The following is a 1,649-nucleotide window of genomic DNA, read 5'->3' on the forward strand; positions in this document are numbered from 1 at the left end:
TCCTGTTTTGTGCGCGATGTCATCGCTCTAAATTCTCCCTACTGAATATCAACAACTTACGTCATTAAAATTTGAATTTTGGGTCACGCGGAGCTATTTTTAGCTCATGTTTGTGAGAAAAAACAAGAACAAAAGTGGATCAGTAAGTATCCAAGTTGTCCAAAAGGTCAAGCGAAAAAACAAAGTATTCAAGACCATTGGTATAGCTCATACCAAGCGAGAAGAAGATTTACTTATTTTGTTGGCGCACAATGAAATAGAGCGTTTAAAAGGCGTTCCTTCACTGTTTATTGAGCATGATGATTTGGTTGTAGAAGGCTTTGTTGGCAGCATCTCAAATGAGCATTTGCAGAATGTAGGTGCAGAGTTAATCTTAGCCAGGATATACCAAAAAATAGGTTTTCCGGTAGGCGGGTCACGCGACTACTTTAAAAGCCTGGTTCTGTGCAGGTTAGTTTGCCCAGGCAGTAAACTGAAAACATTGGAGTACTTCAAAAAACATTTGAATTTAGATATCAGCGTGTATTCCATCTACCGCTATCTTGATCAAGTGGATCAAAGTCTAAAGCCCAGCATCGAAAAAATTACTTTTGAGTACACAAAAAAGCTTTTAAACGGTCAAATCGGAGTTGTATTTTATGACATGACCACCCTATATTTTGAAGCCTCAGAGCCTGATGATTACCGCATACCTGGTTTTAACAAGGATGGTAAGCATCAACATCCTCAAATCATGATTGGACTTTTAGTAAGCAATCATGGCTACCCTATCGGCTATCAAATTTTTGAGGGAAACACTTCAGAGACAAAGACTTTAATACCTGTATTAGAAAGCTTTCAAAAGAAGTTTGATATCGACAGGCCCATTATTGTGGCAGATGCTGCGATGTTATCCCAAATCAATATTGATGGGCTTGGAAAGCATGGTTACCATTACATACTGGGCGGAAGAGTGAAGAATGAGACGGAAGCTTTAAAACAGCAAGTGATTGCCCTGAATGTAGTGGAAGGTCAGCCACAAGAAGTGAAATCCAAGAATGGGAGATTAATTGTCAGCTATTCATCAAGCAGGGCGAAAAAGGATGAAAAAAACCGTGAAAAAGGTTTGAAAAGACTGGAAGCCAAGGTAAAGAATGGTAAACTCAATAAAGATCAAATCAATAACCGAGGGTATAACAAATATCTCAAGCTGGAAGGAGAAGCCAAGGTGAGCATTGATTATCAAAAGTATACAGCTGATAAAGTCTGGGATGGCTTGAAAGGGTATGTGACAAACACCAAATTAAGCAAAGAAGAAATCATAGGACAATATTCACAGCTTTGGCAAATAGAAAAAGCTTTTAGAATATCAAAAACCGACCTAAGGATAAGACCAGTATACCATCGGTTAAAAAATCGGATAGAAGCACATATTTGTCTTTGTTTTGCAGCCTATACAGTCTACAAAGAACTCGAAAGACTGCTAGCTGTAAACCAAATCAAGCTATCACCAGAAAAGGCTTTAAATGAGATAAAAGAAATAAAGCAACTAAAATACACTCTCCCCAAATCTAAAGAGATAAAAACCAAAATCCTGAAGCCCACTCAGGAGCAGGAATGGCTATTGAATATGAAAATTTAATTTTGGGTCACGCGTTGCACAAAACAGG

General features: G+C 38.2%; 1 protein-coding gene. It reads left to right on the plus strand.

Features of this window, described 5'->3' with window-relative positions:
* Positions 1-106: 106 nt before the first annotated feature.
* Positions 107-1,621 (plus strand): IS1634 family transposase, encoded by a 1,515-nt coding sequence (locus tag JKA74_RS20630; protein ID WP_236587995.1) that lies wholly within the window; start codon positions 107-109, stop codon positions 1,619-1,621.
* Positions 1,622-1,649 lie beyond the last annotated feature (28 nt).

It is taken from the genome of Marivirga aurantiaca (genome assembly GCF_016679925.1).
Lineage (GTDB): Bacteria > Bacteroidota > Bacteroidia > Cytophagales > Cyclobacteriaceae > Marivirga > Marivirga aurantiaca.

What these genes read in the sequence shown, in the direction of transcription:
- JKA74_RS20630 (WP_236587995.1), top strand. Translation starts at nt 107, where the DNA reads ATGTTTGTGAGAAAAAACAAGAACAAAAGTGGATCAGTAAGTATCCAA.